This window comes from Acidaminococcus sp. AM05-11 (assembly GCF_003472805.1).
Classification (GTDB): Bacteria; Bacillota; Negativicutes; order Acidaminococcales; family Acidaminococcaceae; genus Acidaminococcus; species Acidaminococcus hominis.
Window position 1 is genome coordinate 25,954 of the sequence record NZ_QRMX01000001.1, and the last position, 22,090, is coordinate 48,043.

21 protein-coding genes and 1 tRNA gene are annotated in these 22,090 nt (G+C 53.5%); all 22 read left to right on the forward strand.

Going from position 1 to position 22,090, the window contains the following annotated elements; genetic code table 11:
* Nucleotides 1–26: 26 nt before the first annotated feature.
* The 22 genes from DW089_RS00140 to DW089_RS00250 all read left to right on the forward strand — a co-directional run bounded on the left by DW089_RS00140 (nucleotide 27) and on the right by DW089_RS00250 (nucleotide 22,069).
* Nucleotides 27–650, forward strand: coding sequence for a YidC/Oxa1 family membrane protein insertase (locus DW089_RS00140; protein WP_105326631.1), 624 nt, complete (start codon nucleotides 27–29; stop codon nucleotides 648–650).
* A 36-nt stretch (nucleotides 651–686) separates the two neighbouring features.
* The gene (jag, locus tag DW089_RS00145) at nucleotides 687–1,490 is read left to right on the forward strand and encodes an RNA-binding cell elongation regulator Jag/EloR (RefSeq protein ID WP_105326632.1); all 804 of its coding nucleotides are present in this window, start codon (nucleotides 687–689) and stop codon (nucleotides 1,488–1,490) included.
* Nucleotides 1,491–1,545: 55 nt separating this feature from the next.
* Nucleotides 1,546–2,916: a tRNA uridine-5-carboxymethylaminomethyl(34) synthesis GTPase MnmE gene (gene mnmE, locus DW089_RS00150; RefSeq protein WP_105326633.1), complete on the forward strand. Its 1,371-nt coding sequence runs from the start codon at nucleotides 1,546–1,548 to the stop codon at nucleotides 2,914–2,916.
* Between the two features lie 24 nt (nucleotides 2,917–2,940).
* A complete protein-coding gene (gene mnmG, locus DW089_RS00155) occupies nucleotides 2,941–4,821 on the forward strand; it encodes a tRNA uridine-5-carboxymethylaminomethyl(34) synthesis enzyme MnmG (RefSeq protein ID WP_118286635.1) in 1,881 nt (626 codons plus the stop codon).
* Nucleotides 4,818–5,531 carry a 16S rRNA (guanine(527)-N(7))-methyltransferase RsmG gene (gene rsmG, locus DW089_RS00160; protein ID WP_118286636.1) on the forward strand — a complete coding sequence of 238 codons (714 nt, stop codon included), beginning with the start codon at nucleotides 4,818–4,820 and terminating at the stop codon, nucleotides 5,529–5,531. The genes mnmG and rsmG overlap by 4 nt, the downstream gene beginning before the upstream one ends.
* A 614-nt stretch (nucleotides 5,532–6,145) precedes the next feature.
* Nucleotides 6,146–6,910 (forward strand): ParA family protein, encoded by a 765-nt coding sequence (locus DW089_RS00165; RefSeq protein ID WP_105326636.1) that lies wholly within the window; start codon nucleotides 6,146–6,148, stop codon nucleotides 6,908–6,910.
* Nucleotides 6,900–7,901, forward strand: coding sequence for a ParB/RepB/Spo0J family partition protein (locus DW089_RS00170; RefSeq protein ID WP_231085707.1), 1,002 nt, complete (start codon nucleotides 6,900–6,902; stop codon nucleotides 7,899–7,901). Before DW089_RS00165 ends, DW089_RS00170 begins: the two co-directional genes overlap by 11 nt.
* 19 nt (nucleotides 7,902–7,920) lie before the next feature.
* Nucleotides 7,921–8,628, forward strand: coding sequence for a DUF554 domain-containing protein (locus DW089_RS00175; protein ID WP_105326637.1), 708 nt, complete (start codon nucleotides 7,921–7,923; stop codon nucleotides 8,626–8,628).
* Between the two features lie 44 nt (nucleotides 8,629–8,672).
* Nucleotides 8,673–8,749 (forward strand) — tRNA-Val (locus DW089_RS00180).
* A 376-nt stretch (nucleotides 8,750–9,125) separates the two neighbouring features.
* Nucleotides 9,126–9,734: a hypothetical protein gene (locus tag DW089_RS11275; RefSeq protein WP_147351148.1), complete on the forward strand. Its 609-nt coding sequence runs from the start codon at nucleotides 9,126–9,128 to the stop codon at nucleotides 9,732–9,734.
* 288 nt (nucleotides 9,735–10,022) lie between these two features.
* Nucleotides 10,023–10,409, forward strand: coding sequence for a helix-turn-helix domain-containing protein (locus DW089_RS00190; RefSeq protein WP_105326639.1), 387 nt, complete (start codon nucleotides 10,023–10,025; stop codon nucleotides 10,407–10,409).
* A gap of 275 nt (nucleotides 10,410–10,684) precedes the next feature.
* Nucleotides 10,685–11,854 (forward strand): cysteine desulfurase family protein, encoded by a 1,170-nt coding sequence (locus tag DW089_RS00195; protein ID WP_118286637.1) that lies wholly within the window; start codon nucleotides 10,685–10,687, stop codon nucleotides 11,852–11,854.
* Nucleotides 11,855–11,856: 2 nt separating this feature from the next.
* Entirely contained in the window at nucleotides 11,857–12,948 is a 1,092-nt protein-coding gene (gene mnmA, locus DW089_RS00200) for a tRNA 2-thiouridine(34) synthase MnmA (RefSeq protein ID WP_105326641.1), read from the forward strand.
* A gap of 126 nt (nucleotides 12,949–13,074) precedes the next feature.
* On the forward strand, nucleotides 13,075–13,359 hold the full coding sequence (gene rpsF, locus DW089_RS00205; protein ID WP_105326642.1) for a 30S ribosomal protein S6: 285 nt from the start codon (nucleotides 13,075–13,077) through the stop codon (nucleotides 13,357–13,359).
* 13 nt (nucleotides 13,360–13,372) lie between these two features.
* Nucleotides 13,373–13,816, forward strand: coding sequence for a single-stranded DNA-binding protein (locus tag DW089_RS00210; protein WP_105326643.1), 444 nt, complete (start codon nucleotides 13,373–13,375; stop codon nucleotides 13,814–13,816).
* Nucleotides 13,817–13,837: 21 nt separating this feature from the next.
* The gene (gene rpsR / locus DW089_RS00215) at nucleotides 13,838–14,074 is read left to right on the forward strand and encodes a 30S ribosomal protein S18 (protein WP_118286638.1); all 237 of its coding nucleotides are present in this window, start codon (nucleotides 13,838–13,840) and stop codon (nucleotides 14,072–14,074) included.
* A 147-nt stretch (nucleotides 14,075–14,221) separates the two neighbouring features.
* Complete coding sequence (locus tag DW089_RS00220) at nucleotides 14,222–15,178, forward strand: YybS family protein (protein WP_105326645.1); 957 nt, start codon at nucleotides 14,222–14,224, stop codon at nucleotides 15,176–15,178.
* A gap of 9 nt (nucleotides 15,179–15,187) precedes the next feature.
* Nucleotides 15,188–17,236 (forward strand): DHH family phosphoesterase, encoded by a 2,049-nt coding sequence (locus DW089_RS00225; RefSeq protein WP_105326646.1) that lies wholly within the window; start codon nucleotides 15,188–15,190, stop codon nucleotides 17,234–17,236.
* Nucleotides 17,196–17,648: a 50S ribosomal protein L9 gene (gene rplI / locus DW089_RS00230; RefSeq protein WP_105326647.1), complete on the forward strand. Its 453-nt coding sequence runs from the start codon at nucleotides 17,196–17,198 to the stop codon at nucleotides 17,646–17,648. The genes DW089_RS00225 and rplI overlap by 41 nt, the downstream gene beginning before the upstream one ends.
* Nucleotides 17,648–18,982, forward strand: a complete 1,335-nt coding sequence (gene dnaB / locus DW089_RS00235; RefSeq protein ID WP_105326648.1) for a replicative DNA helicase — start codon at nucleotides 17,648–17,650, stop codon at nucleotides 18,980–18,982. The genes rplI and dnaB overlap by 1 nt, the downstream gene beginning before the upstream one ends.
* A gap of 476 nt (nucleotides 18,983–19,458) precedes the next feature.
* Nucleotides 19,459–20,751, forward strand: a complete 1,293-nt coding sequence (gene purB, locus DW089_RS00245) for an adenylosuccinate lyase (protein ID WP_105326650.1) — start codon at nucleotides 19,459–19,461, stop codon at nucleotides 20,749–20,751.
* Between the two features lie 25 nt (nucleotides 20,752–20,776).
* Entirely contained in the window at nucleotides 20,777–22,069 is a 1,293-nt protein-coding gene (locus DW089_RS00250) for an adenylosuccinate synthase (RefSeq protein WP_118286639.1), read from the forward strand.
* The last annotated feature ends 21 nt before the right edge of the window (nucleotides 22,070–22,090 follow it).

Consider the following 22,090-nt stretch of genomic DNA (forward strand, 5'->3'; position numbering starts at 1 on the left):
ACAGCAGGAAGAAGAGGAGAGATACTTTGCAGATTTTAAGTTCATTTGTACAACAAGTCGTAGGCTACATTTACGAACTGACTCGTTTCATTGGTGAGCCCAGCTACGGTCTGGCCATCATCATCATGACAATTTTGATCAAATTGCTGTTGTCCCCGCTGACGGCGAAGCAGATTGCTTCTACCAAGGCCATGAGCCGGATCCAGCCCAAAATGAAGGAGCTGCAGGCCCGCTACAAGGACGACAAGGTCACCTTGAACCAAAAGCTTTCCGAGCTTTATAAAAAAGAGGGTGTCAACCCTCTGGCAGGCTGTCTGCCGCTGATTGTGCAGATGCCCATTATGATCGGTATCTTCTACGGCATCCGGGATTTCCAGTATGCCGGCCCCAGCAGCTTTTTGTGGATGAGCAGCATTGCTGATCCGGATCCCCTGTACATCCTGCCGATTTTGTCTGCACTGACAACCTTCATCCAATCCAAACAAACCATGCCGCCTTCTGATAATCCTCAAGGCAAAATCATGCTGTACTTCATGCCGCTGTTCATTGGCTATATCAGCTTGAAGTTCCCTGCAGGGCTGGTTCTGTACTGGGTAGTGATGAACATCATGCAGATCGGCCAGCAGTTCCTGCTGGACAGAAAGAAATAAATACAGTCTGAAGCACGGCTGTAAGGAGGCAGGAAAATGAACGTGGTGGAAAAAACGGGGAAAACCGTTGAAGACGCAGTAAAAGCGGCACTGGGTGCCTTGGGCAAAGCCCGGGAACAAGTGAACGTAGAGGTTTTGGAAGAACCCAAAAGCGCAATTTTGGGCTTTATCGGCGGCCGGGATGCTAAGGTCCGGGTTACCGTAAAAGAAGTGAAAAAGGCAGCAGAAGCTGCTGCGGCTCCTGTTATGGCAGAAGCAGCCAAGAAATTGGCCGATGCTGCTGCCCAGCTCCAGGCAGACGCTGAAGCGGAAGAAAAAACCGAAGCACCGGAAACGGCGAAAAAAGCGGCCCCGGCAGAAACGGATGCGGACAAGGAAGCAGAACGGCAGGCAGTGGCTGCCACCGGCAAGGAATTCCTGGAAAACATCTTTACTGCTATGGGGATGCATCTGATGATTGAGAAGTTTGTCAACCGGAAGGAAGATGAAATTCTTTTGAAAATCCATGGAGAAGGGATTGGCGTCCTCATCGGCAAGCATGGCCAAACGCTGGATGCACTCCAGTACCTGACCAATTTGGCCGGCAACAAGGGCCATAAATCCTGGAACCGGATTATCCTGGATGCGGAAAATTACCGGGAACGCCGGCGTCAGACGTTGGAACGCTTGGCCAAGAACCTGGCAGACCGGGTAAAACGGACCCATAAAAAAGCCATGTTGGAACCCATGAATCCTTATGAACGGAAGATCGTACACGTGAGCCTGCAGGACGATCCGGCGATTACCACCTACAGTGAAGGGGAAGAGCCCTTCCGCAAAGTGGTTATCGATGTGAAATAAATAACAACGACTTAGCTCCGGACACTATGTTCGGAGCTCTTTTTTTGGAGGAACTATGGACGATACAATCAGCGCAATTGCCACGGCCCTGGGCGTGGGCTCCATTGGAGTCATTCGCCTGAGCGGGCCGGAAAGTCTAGCCATTGCCAATACCTTGTTCCAGGGCAGGAAGGCCTTGGGGCCGGCTGCTGCCCGGCAGCTTTTGTATGGACATATAAAGGACCGGGAAGGCCAGGAAGTGGATGAGGTGCTGGCGGTGTATATGCCGGGCCCCCACTCCTATACGGGAGAAGACGTTTGTGAAATCCAGTGCCACGGAGGGCGGCAGGCCTTGCAGGAAATTCTGGCCCTGACCTATCAGGCAGGGGCCAGGCCGGCGGAGCCTGGGGAATTTACCAAACGGGCGTTTTTAAACGGCCGGCTGGATTTGGCAGAAGCCGAATCCGTCATGGATATCATCAACGCCAAAAGCCGCCGGGCACTTCTGGCGGCCAACCGGGGCCACGAGGGCGGCCTTTCCAAAAAGGTCAAGGCCATCCGGGAAGAGCTTCGGGGGCTCATTGCCCAACTGGAAGCCGTGATTGATTATCCGGAGGAGGACATTGAAGATGTAACCTACGAAAAGGCCCAGGAAGTCTTGGCCAAAGGCCGGGCTGCTGTGGACCAGCTGCTGCAAAAGGGCAGCGCTGGACGGATTCTCCGGGAAGGGCTGCGTACGGCTATTGTGGGGCGGCCCAATGTGGGCAAGTCCAGCCTGCTCAACCAGCTGCTGCAGACGGACCGGGCCATCGTGTCCAGTATCCCGGGCACTACCCGGGACATCATTGAGGAGCAGATGACCATTGCCGGGATTCCCCTGGTGCTCACCGATACGGCAGGCCTTCGGGATACGGAAGACTACGTGGAGAAAATTGGCGTGGAACGGTCCCGGGCTGTTTTGGAGGACGCCCAGCTGGCGCTGGTGGTGCTGGATGGCTCCCAAAAACTGACAGAAGAGGATGAATCCCTTCTGGAGAGCCTAAATGGACGCCAGAAGCTGATTTTGGTGAACAAGGCAGATTTACCCATGGAAGTGGATTTAAACGCCTTAAAACGCAAATATGGAGACGAAAATGTGCTGGTCCTTTCCGTAAAAACCGGAGAGGGCATGGAAGCGGTGGCCCAATGGCTGCAGCATTTTGTCTACGGGGAAGGTTCCGACAGCGAACTGGGCAGTGTAACCCAAAACGCTCGGCAGGAAAATCTGCTGCGCAAAGCCCTGCAAAGTTTGGAGGATGCCCTGCAGGGGGCCCAAAACCATTATCCCTATGATTGTCTCACCATCGATTTGACCCAGGCCCTCCATGACCTGGGAGAAATCACCGGGGAAGACGTACCCGATGAAATCATCAATGAAATCTTTGCCCGATTCTGCGTTGGCAAATAAGGCAAAGCCAGGAGGAAAAGAAATATGATCGTTGTGGATCATTATGATGTTGTTGTAATAGGTGCCGGCCACGCCGGCTGCGAAGCTGCTTTGGCAGCCGCCCGGCTGGGCCAGAAGACCCTGCTGGCTACCTTGTCCATGGATAATATAGCCCTGATGCCCTGCAATCCGTCCGTAGGGGGTCCGGCCAAAGGCCATCTGGTCCGGGAACTGGATGCCCTGGGGGGCCAGATGGGCCTTACGGCAGATGAAGCCTGCATCCAGATGCGGATGCTGAATACCGGCAAGGGCTATGCGGTACAGGCCCTTCGGGCCCAGGCTGATAAGCCCCTGTACCACACCCTGATGAAGGAAGTGGTGGAGAACCAGGAAAACCTGGACGTAAAGCAGTTAATGATTGACAAGCTGCTGGTAAAGAACGGTGCTGTCCAAGGGGTGGAAGCGGAAACGGGAGAAGTATTTGAGGCAGACTGCGTCATTTTGGCTACAGGTACCTATTTAAGAGGCCGGATCCTTTACGGGGAAGTGGCTTATATGGCCGGCCCCAATGGCCAGCGTTCTGCTATGAAGCTGACGGATTCCCTGCGGGAAGCCGGTTTGCAGCTGATGCGGTTCAAAACCGGCACGCCTGCCCGGGTGGATGCCCGGAGCCTGGATTACAGTAAGATGGAACCCCAGTATGGGGATGAACGGGTGCGGAATTTCTCCTTTATGAGCCAGATTGCCACCCGGTTCCAGGTCCCCTGCTATCTGACCTACACCAATCCCCATACCCACCAGATTATTCGGGATAATTTGGACCGCAGCTGTATGTTCAACGGTACCATTGAAGGGGTGGGGCCCCGGTACTGCCCCAGCATCGAGTCCAAGATTGTCCGGTTTGCAGATAAGGATCGGCACCAGTTGTTTCTGGAGCCGGAAGGCCTGCATACCAATGAGGTTTACGTCCAGGGCATGAGTTCTTCCCTGCCGGCAGAAATCCAGGTACAGTTCATGCAGACCATTCCCGGCCTGGAACACTGCAAGATGATGCGGGCCGGCTATGCCATTGAGTACGATTGCTTGGATCCCCTGCAGCTGAAGGCCAATTTGGAACACAAGGAAATCAGCGGGCTGTTCAGTGCAGGCCAGGCCAACGGTACCAGCGGCTACGAGGAAGCGGCTGCCCAGGGCCTGATGGCCGGAATCAACGCAGCTCTCAAGCTGCAAGGCCGGAAACCGCTGATTCTCAAACGGTCCGATGCATATATTGGGGTGCTCATTGATGATCTGGTAACCAAGGGCACTACGGAACCTTACCGGATGATGACCAGCCGGGCAGAATACCGGCTGCTGCTGCGCCAGGATAACGCAGATCTGCGGCTGACCCAAATGGGCCGGGATGTGGGGCTGGTGGATGATGCCCGGTATGCGGCCTTTACCCGGAAGCGGGACCTGATTGAACGGACCTTGTTCCAGTTGGGCAAAGTGAACCTGGCCCCCAGTGAGGAAAATCAGGAGAAGATTACCGCCATGGGCTCCGTGCCTCTGCGGTCTTCCATCAACCTGCTGGACCTGCTGCGCCGGCCGGAAATTACCTATGAAAAGCTGGCCAAGGCGTTTGACCTGGAACAGCTTCCCCTTGAAGCAGCGGAACAGGTGGATGTCCAGGTGAAATACGAAGGGTATATCCAAAAGCAGAAGCAGGAAGTGGAACGGGCCCTGAAGCTGGAAAACAAACTGCTGCCGGAAGAAATTGATTATACCCAGCTCCACGAGCTGTCCTCGGAAGCCATGGAAAAACTGGCCAAACAGCGGCCGGTCTCCATTGGCCAGGCCAGCCGGATTTCCGGCGTATCCCCGGCAGACATCAGCGTGCTGATGGTCTACCTGGAAACCATGAGAAGACAAGGAGAAAAAGCATGAGTTTTCGCGAAACCTTGGAACAGGCTGCTGCCCAGGCGGGTTTTCCGTTAACGGGGGAGCAGCTGGACCGCTTCCAGCAGTATACGGACCTGCTGCTGGAAACCAATAAGAGCCTGAACCTGACAGCCATTACCGATCCTGAGGAAGTGGCTTTGAAGCATATGGTAGATTCCCTATTGGTCTATAACCCCAAGACCTTTCACAACCATACCATTGCTGATGTGGGAACGGGCGCCGGTTTTCCTGGCATACCGTTAAAAATCTATGACCTCAGCATGCGGGTAACCCTGATTGACTCCCTGCAAAAGCGGCTGAACTTTTTGAAACAGGTGGTGCAGGAGTTGGGCTTGGGACAGGTGCGCTGCCTCCACGCCAGAGCCGAGAATGCAGGCCAGGACCCTGCCCTGCGGGAAAAGTTCGATGTGGTAACGGCTCGGGCGGTGGCAGCCCTTCCGGTACTGGCTGAGTACTGTCTGCCGCTGGTACGGGTAGGAGGAACCTTTTACGCCATGAAGGGCCGTCATTTCCAGGAGGAAACGGACGAGGCACACCATGCAGTAGAGGTGCTGGGCGGTAAAATCAAGGAAGTACGGCCGGTAACCCTGCCGGGGCTGGATGACCAAAGGGCCATTATTACTATCGAGAAGGTGCGGCATACGCCGGCTCAGTATCCTCGGAAAGCTGGAACTGCCAGCAAGAAGCCCTTATAAAAGAATACCTTTCCTTAAAAGGCAATGTTTCACGTGAAACATTGCTCTCCTGTATTCCCGCTTGCAGTACTGCAAGGGGATAATCCAGCAATTAGCCTGATTTATGGCTTTGGCGACTGCTGACTTGGCGGTGCAGGACCCTCAGAAAAAAATGTTGAGCTGTCCCTGAAGGAAAAGCCTCTTCTTAGGATTAGACCAGGTGTAAGAAATGACTGCTTGCGGAAATGCAGGGGTAGACGCTTCGTTTCACAGACTCCAGGGCAATGTTTCACGTGAAACATTGCCCTGGAATAGTATTAATAAGTTGACTTAGCTATGGAAAAGCTCCTAGCCTCGCTTCCCTGGAAACGAAAAAATGGTAATGGCCAGAGCTAAGAAATCCGCAATGCTCCAAAAAGAAATGAAAGACCGCTCCAAAGGGAGAAAATATAAAAGAGTATCAGTGAGAGGGTTGTTACAGGAAACACTGACAGCAAAATAGTGAATGCTTCACGTGAAACATTCACTATTTTGCTTTTTATGTAGGAAAAAAGCCTGGGTTTTCTCCATTTTGACACAAGCTGTGATACAATAATAGCCAGTGCATCAAAAATGAAAGCGAAGGAGTGACACTCATGTCCCAAATACTTGCTGTGGCCAACCAAAAGGGCGGTGTAGGAAAGACGACTACCAGCATCAATTTGGCAGCCTGCCTGGCGGAAAGCCGCAAGAAGACCCTTCTGGTGGACCTGGATTCCCAGGGAAATGCTACCAGCGGCCTGGGCATCGATAAAAGCAGCCTGACCCAATGCATGTACGATGTATTGGTGAATAATGTGGATATGGCTAGCCTAATTCAGCCTACAGCCTGGAAAAACCTTTGGGTTGCACCGGCAACCATGAACCTGGCCGGAGCGGAAATTGACTTGATTGACAAGAAAAATCCGGCCAATGCCCTGAAAAAACATTTGAATAAAATCCGGGATAACTATGATTATGTGATTATTGACTGCCCTCCGGCCTTGAGCCTGTTGACAGTCAACGCACTGACGGCTGCAGATGCGGTGTTGATTCCCATCCAATGCGAATTCTACGCCTTGGAAGGGGTTACCCAACTGATGCAGACGGTGGAACGGATTCGGCAGACCAGCAATCCGGAACTGAAAATCAATGGCATTGTGATGACCATGACGGATACCCGGACCCATTTGTCCAATGATGTAGTGGAACAGGTGAAAAGTCATTTCCCGGACCTGATCTACAAGACGATGATTCCCCGGTCCGTACGGTTGGGCGAAGCCCCCAGCTATGGACAGCCGATTACGGTCTATGATCCCCGGGGCAAGGCAGCAGAAGCCTATAAGGCACTGGCAAGAGAGGTGAAGCGGCGTGGCAAGTAAAAAAGGCGGGCTGGGTGCAACCGGCCTGGATAGAATGTTCGGCAGCCGGGCTAAGGCATCGGCACCGGCAGTGGAAGAGAAAAAAGAAGGGGATACTGTCACGGAATTGGCCGTAAAAGACCTGGTTCCTAACCCCTACCAGCCCCGGCATACCTTTGATCCGGAGAAAATGCAGGACCTGATTCATTCCGTCAAGGAAAGCGGGGTTATTCAGCCTCTGATTGTCCGGAAAAAAGGCCGGCAGTATGAAATTGTAGCAGGGGAACGGCGCTGGAGAGCCGCCAAAGAAGCCGGCCTTGCCAAAGTTCCTGTGGTAGTACGTACCTACGACGATGCGGCCATGATGGAAGTGGCCCTGGTGGAAAACCTGCAGCGCAGCGACCTGGATCCTTTGGAAGAAGCCCGGGGCATCAAACGCATGATGGAAGCCCTGCAGCTGACCCAGGAAGAGGCTGCCAAGCGGCTGGGCAAAAGCCGGGCTGCCGTGGCCAATACCCTGCGGCTGCTGAATCTGCCGGAGGCTGCTGCCCAACTGGTGGCGGAAGGCCAGCTGACTGCTGGCCAGGTACGGCCTCTTTTAGGTCTGGAAGATCCAGAAAAAATCACGGAACTTGCCCAGCAGGCTGCGGCCGAGGGCTGGAGTGCCCGGGCTGTAGAAGAAGTGGTGAACCGGGAAAAGCAGGCGGACCAAAAGGTGGATTATTTGCAGCAGCTGAATGATCTGCTGGGAGATGAAGCCCCGGAAAAAGGGAAAAATAAGAGCAAAAAAGCCCTGAAAAAGGCACAGAATGTCTATGTCCGCGGCTTTCAGGACCAGCTTACCGAGTATTTAGGAACCCGGGTGAAAATTGAACCGGCCAAAAAGGAAAATGGCGGCCGGATTATCATTGAGTACTATAATGATGATGATTTGGAACGGGTTTACGACCTGCTGAAAGAAAAAGATGAGAAACCTTCCAGCTCAGGGACTCCCGGAAAATTTACCGTGTGAGAAGGGTGTGGAATAAGCAATGATAGGAGCAGGAACCCTGGCCAACGCTGGGGCAATTGTGGCCGGCAGTGTGGTGGGTCTCGCCGCCGGCCGCGGAATCAAGGAAAAATACCAGGAAACGGTGCTGTATGGCCTGTGTCTTTGTGTAATGATGCTGGGCCTGCAAATGGCTTTTCAGGGCAAACATATTATGATTACCATCAGCAGTCTGGTGCTGGGCTCCATTATTGGAGAAGCCATGGATATCGAGGCCAAATTGGAACGATTTGGTACCTGGCTGGCCAAAAAGGTTCAAAGCCGGCGAAAAACCACTAGTGCCGGAGATGAAGGGGCCTTTGTTCAGGGTTTTATGTATGCCAGCCTGATCTACTGCGTAGGAGCCATGGCCATTGTAGGGTCCATTCAGGACGGCCTGGGGGGAGATCCCACGACCTTGTACACCAAGGCAGCCCTGGATGGTCTCAGCGGCATCATCTATGCCGCCAATATGGGCGTAGGCGTGCTTTTTTCCGCCTTGTCCGTATTGGTCTACCAGGGCGCTTTAACGGCTCTGGCAGGGCTTTTGGGGCCCTATATGAGTCCTGAAGTGGTGCAGGAGATTGCTGCCAGCGGTGGGCTGATGATCTTCGGCATTGGCATCAATATGACCAAGCTGCTGAAAATCCGAATCGGGAACATGCTTCCTGGCTTGGTGGTGGCTGGGGTCGCTGCCGTTATTTTCTTATAAAATACTTGCAGATTTAACCCAAAAAGAGTATAATACTTTCCATCGGGGTTATAGCTCAGTTGGTTAGAGCGCATCGCTCACATCGATGAGGTCTACGGTTCGAGTCCGCATAACCCCACCAATTGAAGTGTTGGCATTGCAGTTTGCTGCAATGCCTTATTTTTTTGCCTTTCTTGCAGGCAGAGAAGAGAAAACCTCGCAAAAGGCCCCAAATTGCCCTGAGAGACGCCGTGCTTTAATACGCGTAAACTAGCTAGGAAAAACTAAAAAATCCCGTTACAGGGCAAATCTGGGCCTGCTATTTGAGCCCTCTTGCCCTGGAAAGTGGGGCTCTGGCGAGAAAAGGCGCACCCCAGTTGGAAAGGAAAGCGGTGCAGCAGCGCCAGGTGAAGCAGGTACTGGGAAAAGGAAGCAGCGGCTGCCAGGACCTGCGGCGCCTGGTAATTCCGGCTGCTCGGGTCTATTAGAATGCTTTTGCGGAAAAAATCAGGGAAGAGATGTTCCAGGGTTCTGCCTACCAACAAGCGCACAAGCAGGTAAATCCGCAGGCATTTTCCCGCTGTAGCTGCTTTTTGCCAAGCTTTTTGCTGCATTGTTCACGGTCATTTCTGCGTCCTCCCTTTTTTGCCGGAAAAATTTCCGCTTATTTTATGGAGCTTGGAGCGTTTTGCTCTGGGCTCCTATTTCTTTTGCGCAAAGCTGGTTCTTGCCTGTTTTTGGCGGTCCTTTACGGCTGCCTAGCCAAACTCAGCTGGACCTATTGCTTTCTGGAATCCCCTTGTGGCTTTTGGAGTTATTTTGCTGGGCCCTTTGCTGTCCTGCAAGTTGGGTCTATTTTAGCCCCTGCTGCCCTTTTTGCAGGTCATTTCTTCTGGTTAAAGAAAAGTATTTTCTGCATAAAAATGCAGTATCCTTGGGAACCGTATTTTACAGGCTCATTGGCAATGTGCACGTCGGATGGACAATCCGGCGCAGGCAGAAAAACGCAGCCAGAAAAAACCTCCTGCAGCGGCAAGCCGGGAAGAAGCACTGAAAGAATGGAACTAGTAAGCCATAAATGCTTTTTAAAGAAAGAATTTGAACATTACGAAGCAATTTATGCTTAATCTAGAAGGAAAATAACAATTTTTAGGCTAATTTGGCCTATTTTTTGTGTTTGAAGTGCTGATTGCTTCTGGAAAAGCAGGGGGGCAGCCTGTCTGCCAAAAGGGGCTAAGCTTGCGCCGATTTCAGCTAAGGGGTTACTGGTGGAATAGAAGTGCATAAATATACAGATTTAAACTGCATACTTATGCATGTCAATTCTGCTTTTCTTATAGGACACTCTTTATTTACTGAGTTACTTCATTTTTCATAGGAGGACTGCTACAATACAGGAGAAGGGAGCTGACACCATGTACAAAAAGAAAATGGAAGAAGACATACGCTGCCCGTTGGAATACGGACTGGAGCTGTTTGGCGGAAAATGGAAATCCCGGATTCTCTGTGTTTTGGCCTCCCAGGGAAATCTGCGCTACAGCCAGCTGCGCCGGGAAATGAGCAATATTACCGATGCGGTGCTGGCTACTACCCTGAAGGAACTGCTGCAGGCTGGGATGATTGCCCGGAAGGCCTATGAGGAAATTCCACCCCATGTGGAATACAGTCTGACGGCAAAGGGCCGCTCTGCGGTACCCATTCTCCAGGAAATCTGCCAATGGTCGGGCTTATTTTATAAGGAAACAACTACGGCGCACCCGTTGACCCAATGTGAGCGCTGCGATTATAAATCCCCTGAATGACTCCTGGCAAAGCGTCCCGGTACAGTGGGGGATGCTTTTTTGCTGTGCCGGAAAAGGCTGGACCGGGTTTGGTCCTGGCCGGCTGTATCATTGCCGAGTATTTTTGTAGTATAATATTTAAATACCCATTTGCAGCAGACGGGTATCGTCTGTTGGGAGAGGAGCTGGAGGACCGCTTCTGCAAGGGCGGAAACGGCGTTTTTCCTTGCTCCTGGAACTCACGGTTTTGCCGTGGGGGTATAGCCCTTGAATTGGTTTGTTTAAAGGAGTTTGTCATGTTTGTCTATGCAGATAACGCAGCCACCACAGGCGTCAGCAAAAAGGCGCTAGCGGCGATGCTGCCCTATTTTACGGAAAAATACGGGAACCCTTCCAGTGCCTATCCCTTTGGCCAGGAAGCTTCCCGGGCCCTGATTCAGGCGAGGGAAACCATTGCCCGCTGCCTGGGGGCGCTGCCCAGCGAAATCACCTTTACCTCGGGGGGCAGTGAAGCCGACAACCAGGCCCTTTGGACGGCAGCCCTGAAGGGGAAAGCCCAGGGGAAATGCCATCTCATTGCGTCCTCGGTGGAACACCATGCGGTGCTGCACACTTTAAAGGTCCTGGAGGAAAATGGCTTTACGGTAACCTTGCTGCCGGTAGATGCCAACTGTCAGGTGTCCCCGGAGGCGGTGCAGGAAGCCCTGCGGCCGGATACCTGCCTGGTCTCCGTGATGGCGGCCAACAATGAAACCGGCGCCCTGCAGCCCATTCAGGCAATTGGCCGGCTGTGCCAAAAGGCGGGGGTCCCTTTCCATACGGATGCCGTCCAGCTGGTGGGGCATTTGCCCCTTTCGGTCAAGGCCTGCGGTGCCACCCTGCTGTCCCTTTCCGCCCACAAGTTCCATGGACCCAAGGGCGTAGGTGTGCTTTTTGCCAAACGGGGTTACGAATTGAAAAGCCTGATTCAGGGGGGCGCTCAAGAACGGGGAAAACGGGCTGGTACTGAAAATGTACCCGGGATTGTAGGTATGGCAGCAGCTCTGGAAGAGGCCTGTGCCAATCAGGAAGCAGCCCGGACCCGGCTGTCCGCCGCCCGGGATCAGCTCCAGGAACGGTTCCTTGCGCTGCCGGAGGTCAAAGTCCACAGTGCAGGGGCGGACCGGCTGCCCGGCCATTTGAACGTGGCTTTTGGGGGCGTTTCCTCGGAAGCCCTGCTGCCTATTTTGGGGGAACGGGGCATCTGCGTGTCCGCCGGTTCGGCCTGCGCTTCCGGGTCCCCAGAACCCAGCCACGTGCTGCTTGCCATGGGCTGCAGCCCAGAGGAAGCCAAGAGCTCTCTGCGTTTTTCCCTGGGGGACTCTATTACCCAGGAACAGATCGATTATCTCTATACGGAAACCTGTCAGGCGGTAGAACGTCTGCGGCAGATACACCGGCAGCCTAAGCCGGAGAAAGGCTGGTAAATATGAAGGCGTTAATTGCCATGAGCGGTGGGGTGGACAGCTCGGTTGCCGCCAAGCTGATGCAGGAGCAGGGCTATGACTGCATTGGCTGCACCATGAAGCTGTACAACAACCCGGATGCCGGGTGCAATTCCAAGACCTGCTGTTCCCTCAGTGATGTGGAGGACGCCCGGAGCGTGGCTGCCCGGCTGAATATGCCCTTTTATGTCTTTAACTATACGGAAGAGTTCAAGGACCAGGTAATGGAAAAGTTCGCCGAGAGCTATACCCGGGGAGAAACTCCCAATCCCTGCATTGACTGCAACCGCTTCCTGAAGTTTGGGGCCCTGTATGAACGGGCCCAGGAACTGGGCTGCGACTGCGTGGTGACGGGCCATTATGCCAGGATCCGGAAAACCCCGGAGGGCCGCTACGAACTGCTGCGGGCCCTGGACCCGGCCAAAGACCAGAGCTACGTCCTGTACAACCTGACCCAGGAGCAGCTGGCCCATACCCAATTTCCTTTGGGCATCTACCACAAGACCAAAACCCGGGAAATTGCTGCGGAAAACGGTTTTATCAATTCCCAGAAGCCGGACAGCCAGGACATCTGCTTTGTGCCCAACGGTTCCTATACCGATGCCGTCCAGCGGATTTTGGACTATAAGCCCCAGCCCGGCCCTTTCCTGGACCTTGAAGGCCGGGTGATTGGCCAGCACAAGGGCATTATCTACTACACTTTGGGCCAGCATAAGAAATTGGGACTGAACCAGCCGGATTATCCCCTGTATGTGGTGCGCATTGATCCGCAGCGCAACGCAGTGGTGGTAGGTCCTTCTTCCGCCCTGTTTTCCCGTTCGGCCCGGGTAACGGGGGCCAACTGGATCAGCGGCCAGGTGCCCGAAGCGCCGGTACGCTGCCAGGTCAAGGTCCGTTACCGGCAGGAAGCCCAGCCGGCAGTGGTTACGGCTACGGGCCCGGATACCTTTGAGATTCTCTTTGATGAGCCTCAGCGGGCCATTACTCCCGGCCAGGCCGCCGTACTCTATGACGGGGACGTGGTGCTGGGCGGAGGCACCCTGGAAGCGGAGAAAACGGGCGAAACTAAAAAATAACGGGAGAAAAAGTTTTCTCTTGCGATTTTTTGTTTCCTATGATACAATTACAAGGCTGTATATAAAACTTATATACTTCTTCTGCCCTCATGGTAGAGGAGCAAATCCAAAGGAGGAGGTGATTTCGTGAATAACTACGAAGTCATGTACATCGTTAAGCCGGTAGAGGAAGACGCTTTCAACGCTGTTGTAAAGAAGTTCGATGATCTGCTGGTTGCTAACGGCGCCACTATTGAAAAAACCGATAAGTGGGGCAAGAAACGCTTAGCATATCCTATTCAAGACTTTAATGATGGCCTGTATGTTCTGACCACTTTTGCTGCTGAACCGGCATGCGTGAAGGAACTGGACCGTGTCATGAAGATTACTGATGAAATGCTGCGTCATATGATCATTCGCAAAGGCGAATAAGGAGGGTTGGTGTATGAATCGCATTGTACTGTTGGGCCGTCTGGTACGGGATCCGGAAGTCCGGGTTACTCCTACGGAAAAAACGGTCTGCACCTTTACTCTGGCAGTTGATCGTCCATTTTCTTCAAGAAATGGTCAGCGGGAAGCGGATTTTATCAACATTGTCACTTGGAATAAAACCGCTGAAGTATGTGGGAACTATTTGTCCAAAGGACAGAGAGCCCTGGTAGAAGGCCGGCTGCAGATCCGCAGCTACGACGGTAAAGACGGCAACAAGCACTACGTGACGGAAGTCATCGCAGATCATGTCGAATTTATCGAAACGAAAGGTTCCGCTAACCGCGGCACCGATTCCGGCGCTTCTTCCCAGAACAATTCCTCTCACGGCAGCAGCAATGCTGGCCCCATGGGTGGATTTGGCTCTGAAGTCGGTTTTGACGAAGAAATCCCCTTCTAAAAGGGAGGATAGAGAAGCGTTATGATTAAACGTGATAGAGGTAACAGAAGACCTAGAAGAAAAGCTTGCTTCTTCTGCGTCGATAAAGTGCAAGAAATCGATTACAAAGATGCAGCTAAACTGCGCAAGTTCATCACTGAACGGGGCAAGATTCTGCCGCGCCGTATTTCCGGCACCTGTGCAAAACATCAACGTCAGTTGACCATTGCCATCAAACGGGCTAGAAACGTTGCATTGCTGCCTTTTACGGCTGAATAATTGTAAAAACGAGACAGATCCCTTGGGGGTCTGTCTTTTTTTTACCAAATCATGTAAAATATAATATTACCATATCAATTACTGGTTTGGCCCTGAAATGCACCTGCGTTTCCCCTGGGTCCAGAACCATTGAGTAAGGAGGCCAATTTGCAGATAAGAAAAACGTCCGCAGTGGTGGAATCCGGAATCCTGGCTGCCATCGCGGTTATTTTTACCTTGGTAGGGAACTACATTCCCGTGCTGGATATGATCGTCAACATCCTGTGGCCCCTGCCCATTATTCTTTGCGGGCGGAGGAACGGACTGAAATGGAGCATTTCCTGCCTGGTGGTGACAGGCTGCGTGGTAGCCGTACTGTTGTCCCCGCTCCAGGCCCTGACCCAGTGCCTGATTCTGGGCCTGATTGGCCTGATGATGGGCTGGGCCATGCGCCGGCAGATGTCCCCCGGGCAGACCCTGCTTATGGGCAGTCTGGGCGCCTTTATTTCCACGGTGCTCAGCGTGCTGGCGGCCTACGTGTTCATGCACATCAACGTGGTGGAAGTGTTCTTCCAGTCCGTGGATGAATCCCTCCAGCTCAGCAACCAGATGTTCGAGACCCTGGGCATGAGCGGCATGACGGCTGTCCAGGCGGCCCAGGTGCGCCAGTTGTTTGAACTGGTGCTGCCCGCTGGGGTGCTCCTCAGCGCACCGGTTACGGCCCTGGCCAACTATTGGGCTGCCCGGAAGATTCTGGCCCGGATGGGGGATTATTATCCCTGGTTCCCGCCCTTTTCCCAGTGGGCCATTCCCAAATTGACCCTGCTGCCCTATGGGGTCGGACTGGCGCTGATTGTCCTGCACCAGAATGCCCAGGATTCCTTGCTTTACCGGGGCGGTTACACGTTGTATATGATGGCCAGTATGTTCCTGCTGCTGCAGGGGCTGTGCCTGATCCGCTGGTTTGTGGAATACCGGCATTATCCCCGTTTCCTGCTGCCGCTGGCCCTGGTACTGACCTTTACCATGCCGGTGGTCTCCCAGTTTGTGGTGGTTTTGGGCGCCTATGACATGGTATTCGATATCCGGAAAATCCGTAGGAAACAAAACGGGGACAAACAGTAGGGGGATATTATGGACGAGAAATCGCGCAGAAATATTTGGCAGTCGGTGCGCATTGGCGTGGCCCTGATCGGGACCGTGCTGGTGGTCTACGGGATCTGTGTGAACCAGGCCCTGTGGACGGCCGTGGGCTTTGCTTCTGTGCTGTTGGTGTACTATCTGACCTTCCGCAGCAACCGGCTGCGGGAAGCCTGGTTCAACCATTCCATGACCACGGTGGTCCGGAATATTGAACGGGCCAACAATTATGCGGTGCAGCGGATTCCCATCGGCATCGGGGTCTTCGACAAGGAAGGCCATCTCCAATGGCGGAACCGGCTGTTCAACGAGTACGTAACTGTGGACGCACCCTCCGGAACGGCCTTGGAAAAAATCCTGCCGCCGCCGGAAAACAACTTTGCCACCCTGCGGCTGCGGGATGCGGAAAAGCAGATCAAGATTGGGGACCGGATTTACCAGATGCTGGTACGCCGGATCCAGATTACCGATGACCCCGCCGACGATACGGGCATTGTGCTGTATCTCACGGACATTACGGACCGGCAGCGTCAAAAACGCCGGTACGAGGATGGCCGGCCGGTGGTGGCCTATGTGCAGTTCGACAACTACGACGATGCCATGAAGGGACTCAACGAAAACGAGCGGGCCAGCCTTTTGGTAGATGTGACCAAGGCCATTGGCGGCTGGGTAGACGAGGTCCATGGCTATTTCCAGAAATGCACGGAAGATTTGTACGTGGTGGGCCTGAGCTGGAAGGGTCTTAATGAAACCATCGGGAAAAAATTCCCGGTGCTGGACAAAATCCGGGAAATCAAAACCAGCAGCCGGATCAACCCCACCATCAGCATTGGGGTGGGGGCTGTAGGCAAGAACCTTTCCGAAATGAGCCAAAAGGCCCAGGCTTCCCTGGACCTGGCCCTGGGCCGGGGCGGTGACCAGGCCGTAGTCAATATCGAAGATGAAATGCATTTCTACGGAGCCAGAGGTTCCGTACAGGCCAAGAATACCCGGGTTCGGGCTCGGATTGTGGCCCAGGCCATCCACGAGCTGATGACCAACGCCGACCAGGTGATGGTCATGGGCCACGCCAACGAAGATTACGATGCCCTGGGGTCCGCCATCGGGGTGGCCAAAATGGCTCTGACCCTGGGCAAGAGCTGCTGCATCGTCAACAGCGGCCAGGGTTCTTCTTTAAAGAAACTGGAAACGGTTTCTAAGGATCAGAGCGACCGGTACCTGTCCCTGATTGTGGATGAGGAAGAAGCCCTGAAACGGCTGACTCCGGGCTGCATCCTGGTACTGGTGGACCACCACCGGGCCATGCTCAGTGCGGCACCCAAGGTGCTCCAGGCCGTGAAGAAACGGATTATCATTGACCACCACCGCCGGGCAGAGGATGCCATTAAGGACGTAATGCTGCAGTACATGGAGCCGTCCACTTCCTCCACCTGCGAAATGGTCACGGAAATCCTCCAATATTTCCAGAACCGGATGAGTTTTTCTGAAGTGGAAGCCACGGCCCTGTACGCAGGGATTCTGGTGGATACGAAAAACTTTGCCGTTCAGACCGGGGAACGGACCTTTGAAGCTGCGGCTTTCCTGCGGCGGAACGGGGCGGATCCCCATATGGTTTCCCAATTGTTCAAGGACGACGAAAATACGGTGCTGACCCGGGCGAAAATCATTACTGAAATGAAGACGCCCTTGCCGGGGCTGGCCCTGTCCGTCCACAAATGCTCCGCCCAGGACAAGGATACCTCCGTGATTGTGGCCCAGGCAGCCGATGAGCTGCTGACCATGGACGATATCCACGTCAGTGTGGTGCTCAGCGAAAATGAAAAGGGCGTCAGCATCAGCGCCCGCAGTGACGGTTCCGTCAATGTGCAGGTGATGATGGAAGAGCTTGGCGGCGGCGGTCACCAGACCGTAGCCGGGGTGCAGGTCAAGGACGTAAAGGCAGAAGATTTAGTGCCCAAGGTCATTGCCCTGGCCAAAGAACAAATGAAGGAGAGCGATACCGATGAAAGTGATTCTGCTGCAGGACATCAAGAAGTTGGGTAAAAAAGGTGAAATTATTGAGACGGCGGAAGGTTATGGCCGCAACTATCTGATTCCCCGGGGCATGGCGGAAGAAGCTACGTCCCAGAACCTGAACCAGGCCAAACGGGACCAGCAGGTAGCTGCCCACCGGAAAGCCCAGGCTCATGACGAAGCCGTAATCCTGGCTTCCCAGCTGGAAAAGGTTACGCTGCATATGAAAGTGAAAGTGGGCGCCAACGGCAAGCTGTTTGGCTCCATTGCGTCCAAGGATGTGGCAGAAGCCCTGCTGGCTCAAACCGGCATGGAAGGGGTGGACCGCCGCAAAATCGAAATTCCGGAAGTGATCAAGAGCCCGGGCGAATACAAAGCCACGGCCAAATTGATGCCGGATATTACCGCTACCTTTAAGGTATTGGTAGAGACGGAGGAATAATGGAAGAACGTATACCCCCACAAAATGTCGAAGCGGAACAAAGCGTCCTGGGAGCTATGCTCATCAGCCGCGATGCCATCGATAAAGCTGGGGAAATCCTGACGGAAGAGGATTTCTACCGCCAGGACGACCGGATCATCTTTTCAGCCATTATGGACCTGCACGGCCGCAATGAGGCTGTGGATCTGGTCACGGTTACCGAAGAACTGCGGAAAATGGGAAAGCTGGAAGCCATTGGCGGTACGGCGGCCATTACAGCCCTGAGCAACGCAGTTCCCACGGCAGCCAATGTGGTTTACCATGCCAAGATTGTGGAGGAAAAGTCCCTGCGCCGGCAGCTGATTGAGGCTGCCACCGACGTGGCGGCCAGTGGCTACGAAGAAGAAGAGGATATTGCCCAGACCATCGATAAGGCGGAGCAGAAAATCCTGGCCGTGGCCAACCGGAAGCATTCCGGCGGCATGGTAAAAATCAAGGATATTGTCAAAGCCGCCATGGGCCGGATTGAGGAATTGTACGATTCCAAGGACGCCTACACCGGGCTGCCCACCGGCTTTACGGACTTTGACAGAATGACCAGCGGCCTGCAGCCCTCCGACCTGATTATCGTGGCTGCCCGCCCGTCCATGGGTAAATCTTCCCTGGTACTGAACATTGCAGAGCACGTGGCCATCAAGGGGCATAAGTCCGTGGCCTTCTTCTCCCTGGAAATGAGCAAGGAGCAGCTGGTGCAGCGTATGCTGTGCTCCGGCGCCGATATTGACGCCTCCCGGCTGCGAATTGGCCAGCTTCAGGACAGTGAATGGCCCAAACTGGTGAAGGCCGCTGACGAACTCAGTGAGTCCAAGATCATGATGGACGATACCCCGGGGATTACCGCCCTGGAAATGCGGTCTAAATGCCGGCGCTGGAAAAACGAAAATGGTCTTGACCTTATTATCGTGGACTATCTGCAGCTGATGCAGGGGTCCTCCCGTCGGGCCAGTGACAACCGGCAGCAGGAAATGAGTGAGATTTCCCGTTCCCTGAAGGGCCTTGCCCGGGAACTGAATGTTCCCCTGATTGCCCTGTCCCAGCTGAGCCGGAGCGTGGAATCCCGTACCAGCAAGCGCCCTATGCTTAGTGACTTGCGGGAATCCGGCGCTTTGGAACAGGATGCGGATATTGTTTGCTTTATTTACCGGGATGATTACTACAACCCGGATACGGATCAAAAGAACATTGCCGAACTGATTGTGGCAAAGCATCGTAACGGACCTGTAGGAACCGTACAGCTGTTCTTCAAGAAGGATACTACCCGGTTTGCAGATTTGACCAAAGACCATATAGGGTAAGCCGCCCCAGGCGGAAGGGCTGCTCCTGCTGCTGGCAATTGCCAGTGGTGGGGGCAGTTTTTTGTGCCCAAACGGGGAAATTTCCGGAAAACCCGGAAGAAGGGAAAAAAAGGATTTGACAATGTTCGGAATTTTGCACCCATAATCCGGGCCAGCCCTCTTTTTTCTGTAACAGAAGAATTTGCAGGAACTTTTTCAGGGAAAAGTACCCGGTTTTTCTGGGGTAAAAGTGAAAAAGAAGGAACAAAATAGGAATTTTTCCGGGTTTCCTGCTAACATTCTATTATTGTCATTGCTATACGTTCGGTAAAATGATACAATAAACCCGTATGTGAAGGCTGCTTCACAGGATTTAAATTGGAGCCGAACGGAAGGCACTGCCTTTCCTGGCAGAAGCCTGGTTCCACACAGGGCACGCGGCAAAGGCGGCGTGTTTTCAGCTATGCCATTTTTTCTATTCTAAGGAGGAAGTTACTGTGATTCCACGTTATACCGGCAAAGAAATGGGTTCCATCTGGACGGAAGAAAATGAAGACCGCACAATGGTCAAGGTCGAAATTCTGGCTTGCGAAGCCATGAACAAATTGGGGATTGTTCCCGATGATGCCCTTCATGACATCCAAACCAAGGCTGATTTCGAATTGGACCGGGTTCACGAAATTGAAAAAGTCACCAACCACGATATCATCTCCCTGCTGACCAACGTGGCAGAGCATGTAGGCGATGCCTCCAAATACATTCATAAAGGCTTAACCTCCAGCGATGTTAAGGATACCGCCATGGGCGTCATGATGCGGGATTCCTGCGAAATCCTGATCCGGCTGGAAAAGGAACTCCACGATGTCCTGAAAACCCAGGCCCAAAAATACCGTCATACCATCTGCGTCGGCCGTACCCACGGCATTCATGCAGAACCCATGACCTTCGGGCTGAAGTTCCTGCTGTGGATGGATGAAACGGAACGGAATATCGAACGCCTGGAACTGGCCAAGAAATACATTTCCGTAGGCAAACTCAGCGGCGCTGTGGGCACCTACTCCAATATTGATCCGTTCGTGGAAAAATATGTCTGCGAAAAACTGGGTCTGGAACCGGTTAAACTGGCTACCCAGGTTGTCCAAAGAGATCGTCATGCTTTCTACCTGACCACCATTGCCGTTTGCGGCGCTACCCTGGAAAAGATGGCTACGGAAATCCGTGCCCTGCAGCGTACCGATATTCGGGAAGCGGAAGAGTATTTTGCTCCTGGCCAGAAGGGTTCTTCTGCCATGCCCCACAAACGCAATCCCATTACCTGCGAAAAGATCTGCGGCCTGGCCCGGGTTCTGCGGGGCAATGCCCAGGCAGCCCTGGAAAACGTGGCCCTGTGGCATGAACGGGATATTTCCCATTCTTCCGTAGAACGGATTATCCTGCCGGATTCTACCATCCTGCTGGATCATATGCTGCGGAAAACCAAGAATATCATGGAAAAACTGTTGGTTTATCCGGATGCCATGATTGCCAACCTGAACAAGACCGGCGGTCTGATCTACAGCCAAAACCTGCTGGTTGCCCTGGTAGGCAAAGGCGTGCTGCGGGAAGATGCCTACAAGTGGGTACAGCGCAACGCTATGGCCCGCTGGCTGGAAGGCGCTGACTTCAAGACCAATGTGGAAGCTGACCCGGATATCGATAAGTACCTGACCAAAGAAGAAGTGGAAGCCTGCTTCGAACCGAAACATATGCTGAAGCATGTGGATGAAATCTACGCCCGGTACGGCATGTAACTGTTAGAAGAAGGAGATTGATTCTATGTCATCTGTTGTTGTGATTGGTTCCCAATGGGGGGACGAAGGTAAAGGCAAAATCGTAGATTATCTGGCCCAGCAGGCCGATACAGTAGTCCGTTATTCCGGCGGTTCCAATGCCGGTCATACGGTTGTGGTCAACAATGTGGAATTCAAGCTGCGCTTGCTGCCCAGCGGCATTCTGTACAAGGACAAGACCTGCATCCTGGGGAACGGAGTTGTTATCAATCCCCGTGTGGTGCTGCAGGAAATTGCCGACATGAAGGCCAAAGGTGTGGACACCAGCAATTTGCTGATCAGCGACCGGGCCCATGTGGTGTTTCCGTATCACGAAAAGCAGGATGAATTGCAGGAAGCAGCTTTGGGAGATGCCAAAATCGGCACCACCAAAGGCGGCATTGGTCCCTGCTACATGGATAAATATGCCCGTACCGGCATCCGGGTCTGCGACCTGATGAATCCGGAAATTCTGGCAGAAAAACTGAAGAGAACCCTGGCCGTGAAAAACGACCTGTTCACCAAATTGTATGGGGCAGAACCCATGGAATATGAACCCATGCTGAAGGATTACCTGGCCTACGCTGAAGAACTGCGGCCCCATGTAACCGACACCAGCGTGGTGCTGGGCAACAAGTTTGACGAAGGCGCCAATGTGCTGTTTGAAGGGGCCCAGGCTACGTTCCTGGACATCGACTACGGCACCTATCCCTACGTAACCAGCTCCAACCCCACCGCCGGCAATGCGGCTACGGGCAGCGGCGTAGGTCCCCTGTACATCGACCATGTGGTGGGCGTGGTAAAAGCCTATACCACCCGGGTAGGGGAAGGCCCCTTTGTCTGCGAACTGTTTGATACCGATGGCCCCGGCACGTACCTGAGAAACACCGGCCATGAATTTGGCACGGTTACGGGACGGCCCCGCCGCTGCGGCTGGCTGGATGCCTTCATGGTGAAATATGCAGCCCGGCTCAACAGCATGGATTCCCTGGCCATTACCCGTCTGGATATTCTGGACGGTTTGGACACCATTAGAATGTGCACCGGTTGGACCATTGACGGCAAAGCCATCCAGCACATTCCTGCGGACCTGTCCATTCTGGCCCAGGCCAAACCGGTTTACGAAACCTTCAAGGGCTGGAAAAAGGATATTTCCGGCGTCCGGAAATACGAAGACCTGCCGGAGGAAGCCCAGGTATATCTGAAGCGCCTGAGCGAAGTGGTAGGTGTGCCCATCGGAATTATTTCTGTCGGCCCCAACCGGGATCAGACCTTCTCCCTGAAGAAGTTCTTCGATTAAGCAAACTACAAGTTATAAAAA

Excerpts from the sequence above, each read along its gene's own strand:
- mnmA (WP_105326641.1), top strand. The coding sequence starts at position 11,857 with ATGAAGGCGTTAATTGCCATGAGCGGTGGGGTGGACAGCTCGGTTGCC.
- DW089_RS11275 (WP_147351148.1), top strand. The coding sequence starts at position 9,126 with ATGTTCCAGGGTTCTGCCTACCAACAAGCGCACAAGCAGGTAAATCCG.
- DW089_RS00225 (WP_105326646.1), top strand. The coding sequence starts at position 15,188 with ATGGACGAGAAATCGCGCAGAAATATTTGGCAGTCGGTGCGCATTGGC.
- DW089_RS00175 (WP_105326637.1), top strand. The coding sequence starts at position 7,921 with ATGATAGGAGCAGGAACCCTGGCCAACGCTGGGGCAATTGTGGCCGGC.
- DW089_RS00190 (WP_105326639.1), top strand. The coding sequence starts at position 10,023 with ATGTACAAAAAGAAAATGGAAGAAGACATACGCTGCCCGTTGGAATAC.
- DW089_RS00250 (WP_118286639.1), top strand. The coding sequence starts at position 20,777 with ATGTCATCTGTTGTTGTGATTGGTTCCCAATGGGGGGACGAAGGTAAA.
- DW089_RS00165 (WP_105326636.1), top strand. The coding sequence starts at position 6,146 with ATGTCCCAAATACTTGCTGTGGCCAACCAAAAGGGCGGTGTAGGAAAG.
- mnmG (WP_118286635.1), top strand. The coding sequence starts at position 2,941 with ATGATCGTTGTGGATCATTATGATGTTGTTGTAATAGGTGCCGGCCAC.
- rsmG (WP_118286636.1), top strand. The coding sequence starts at position 4,818 with ATGAGTTTTCGCGAAACCTTGGAACAGGCTGCTGCCCAGGCGGGTTTT.
- jag (WP_105326632.1), top strand. The coding sequence starts at position 687 with ATGAACGTGGTGGAAAAAACGGGGAAAACCGTTGAAGACGCAGTAAAA.
- mnmE (WP_105326633.1), top strand. The coding sequence starts at position 1,546 with ATGGACGATACAATCAGCGCAATTGCCACGGCCCTGGGCGTGGGCTCC.
- rplI (WP_105326647.1), top strand. The coding sequence starts at position 17,196 with ATGAAAGTGATTCTGCTGCAGGACATCAAGAAGTTGGGTAAAAAAGGT.
- rpsR (WP_118286638.1), top strand. The coding sequence starts at position 13,838 with ATGATTAAACGTGATAGAGGTAACAGAAGACCTAGAAGAAAAGCTTGC.
- DW089_RS00210 (WP_105326643.1), top strand. The coding sequence starts at position 13,373 with ATGAATCGCATTGTACTGTTGGGCCGTCTGGTACGGGATCCGGAAGTC.
- dnaB (WP_105326648.1), top strand. The coding sequence starts at position 17,648 with ATGGAAGAACGTATACCCCCACAAAATGTCGAAGCGGAACAAAGCGTC.
- DW089_RS00195 (WP_118286637.1), top strand. The coding sequence starts at position 10,685 with ATGTTTGTCTATGCAGATAACGCAGCCACCACAGGCGTCAGCAAAAAG.